At 35.1% G+C, this 2565-nt stretch carries 3 protein-coding genes; all 3 read right to left on the bottom strand.

Annotated features, from left to right (window positions below; all coding sequences use genetic code 11):
• Positions 1-87: 87 nt before the first annotated feature.
• Positions 88-1659: an IS66 family transposase gene (locus tag NE544_RS11885; protein ID WP_256269483.1), complete on the bottom strand. Its 1572-nt coding sequence runs from the start codon at positions 1657-1659 to the stop codon at positions 88-90.
• Positions 1660-1722: 63 nt separating this feature from the next.
• Positions 1723-2079, bottom strand: a complete 357-nt coding sequence (gene tnpB / locus NE544_RS11880; protein WP_118116703.1) for an IS66 family insertion sequence element accessory protein TnpB — start codon at positions 2077-2079, stop codon at positions 1723-1725.
• Positions 2069-2446, bottom strand: coding sequence for a hypothetical protein (locus NE544_RS11875; protein WP_256269482.1), 378 nt, complete (start codon positions 2444-2446; stop codon positions 2069-2071). Before NE544_RS11875 ends, tnpB begins: the two co-directional genes overlap by 11 nt.
• Positions 2447-2565 lie beyond the last annotated feature (119 nt).

Genomic DNA, 2565 nt, shown 5'->3' with positions numbered 1-2565 from the left:
TTAAAAAGTAAGCGCCAAATAAAATGATGTAGTTAAATAAATGAAAAAGAATCAGTTGAACATTGCTAAAATGGTATGCTGATTCTTTTATTTACAGTTCTTTTGTACGAACTCGCTCCATGGCAGAAACTCGTCTATTATTTCTGGATTTTTGATTAGATCTTGGCTTGGAAGATATGTAAATATTGTTGTCAAATATTTATATGGATCCAATCCATTTGCTTTTGCTGTTTCAATTATACTGTATGCATTCGCACTTGATTCTGCTCCTGATACGCTTGTCGAGAACAACCAGTTCTTTCTTCCTGTCGTAAATGGTCGAATTACTCTTTCATCTAATGAGTTTGTCATTGGAATATATCCATCATATAAGTATTGTCTCAATCCTTCTTCATGATTCATTACATATTTGAATGCTTTGCTCAGTTTTGCACTAGCTGTGGCATTTTGATTGGATTTGCACCATAAAAAGAAGTCGTCTATTAATGGCTTTGACTTTAGCTGACGTATTTTGACCTTTTCATCAGGAGACAATGCTTCTATTTCTTTTTCTATTGCGAAGAGTTTCTTGATCTTATTCATCGCAATAATCGGAAGCGTATTTTCTGCATTTTCGAGATCATTTGGAAGGCTGTCTCTGAACTTTCTTCTTGCATGTGCCCAGCAGTATGCATTGACACAGTCTTCTATATTGTTATATCCGGAATATGCATCTGATATAACAGTTCCGTGAAAACCGTTGAAGAATATCTGTGGATTATATCCGCATCTGTTTGGTGCATATACAAATAGTCGGATTGGATATGCACTCTCTTTGATGCTTGAATATACCCACATATAGGATTTCGTTGTTGCCTTTTTACCAGGTTCATTTAGAACTTGAACAGGTGTTTCATCGGCATGGGCATGTTTTGATTCAAGCAGGATTTCATGCATTCTGTCTGTCAGTGGTTTTAACCAGTGCTCACTTGAATATATGATCCAGTTGGCCATTGTCGTTCTTGAAAGATCCAGACCCATTTGTTTCCATTCGGATTCTTGTCTATAGAGTGGAACGCCATTTACGAACTTTTGTTTCATAACGAAAGCCACACTTTCAGCAGAGGCATAAGAATGTGGAATGACAGGTTCTGGAATTCCAGGACTTTTCATAACACTCTTTCCATTTGCACGACATTTTCTGCATTCATATGTCGTTGTATATACATCTCTTACTTTTAACTTGGCTGGTACAAATTCAATTTCGTGTCGAACAAATTTCTTTCCGACAGGGACAAGTTTACTGTTACAGACTGGGCATACAAGTTCAGATTCTGGAAGCGTCATAATAACTTCGATATGTGCCAGTTTAGATAATTTATCATCCAACTGCCCTTTATACTTTTTCTTTTTATTGAATTTAACTTCTTCAAGAATAAATTGTTCTTCGTCTGGATTTGCTTCTGCTTCTGCCTCATCAAAAAGAGAAAGCTGCTCAAAACCAAGTGACTTTGATGTTTCACTTTTTGTTCCAAACAGCTTGCGCTTTAAATATTCATTTTCTTCCTTTAGATTCTTGTTTTCTTTTTGGATTTCTTCCAATGCCTTTGATAGTGCTACAACTGCTGACTGCATCTGTAGATATAATTCTTTGTAGTCGATACCTGCATTTTCAATCATTCGAAGCACTCCCTAACTGTCTATATTATACCATATTTAATACAAAATATCCTTAATATAAAGCTAAATAGCACATCTTTTATTACTCTTTTTTATTGTTCGTGGCTGCTCTATTTTAAGTCCTTCTAAAAGCCATCTGAACTGCTGATCTGTTATTTTCATTACTTCATCTTTATTTCTTGGCCATATGAACTTTCCATTTTCAAGCCGCTTATACAAAAGAACAAATCCGTCACCTTCCCAGTACAAGACTTTCATTTTTGTGCTGCTCCTTCCACAAAAGAGAAACAGTGAATTCGAAAATGGGTCCAGCTTGAAATTCTGTTGTACAATAGCAGCTAGCCCGTCGATCGATTTTCTCATATCTGTATATCCACAGGCAATATAGATATGTTCTGCTTTAGAAATATCACCTAACATATTTATTCAACAGCTCCTGGATCATCCATTCAGGACAATTAGAATTGATCTCTATTTTTGTGTTTCCTTGACAAATTGTCATTACTGAAGAAGACATGCATACAGGAGTAGATTGAGAAGCCTGTATTTCTACAATATCATTTGATTCAGGAACCAGAGGCAGTACATTATTTCTTTTTTTGTATGGAATCTGTTCAATTGCCATCTTTCTTAGTTTTGCTAGGTAATAGTAATAACTTTTAATATTAACGTTATTCTGTTCACACCATACTTCATTTGATAAATCACTATTTATACATTCACGAATGATTGCCAGCCACTTTTCCGCCTTCAGTCTCTGCTTGGGCGTTAAATCCTCTAATTTCATCTAATCATCTCCAATCATTTTATAGAGTTTTTAGACTGTACTCTAAAAACTCTAATGTTCTATATAATTGTCGATTTTTTTGAAATAATTTTCAATCCAGCATATTACTTGGCGCTTAC

Origin of the sequence: Holdemanella sp. MSK.7.32, from assembly GCF_024460475.1 — a bacterium.
Lineage (GTDB): Bacteria > Bacillota_I > Bacilli_A > Erysipelotrichales > Erysipelotrichaceae > Holdemanella.
Note: the sequence above shows the minus strand (reverse complement) of the source record. Positions and strands in the feature narration are given on the sequence as shown.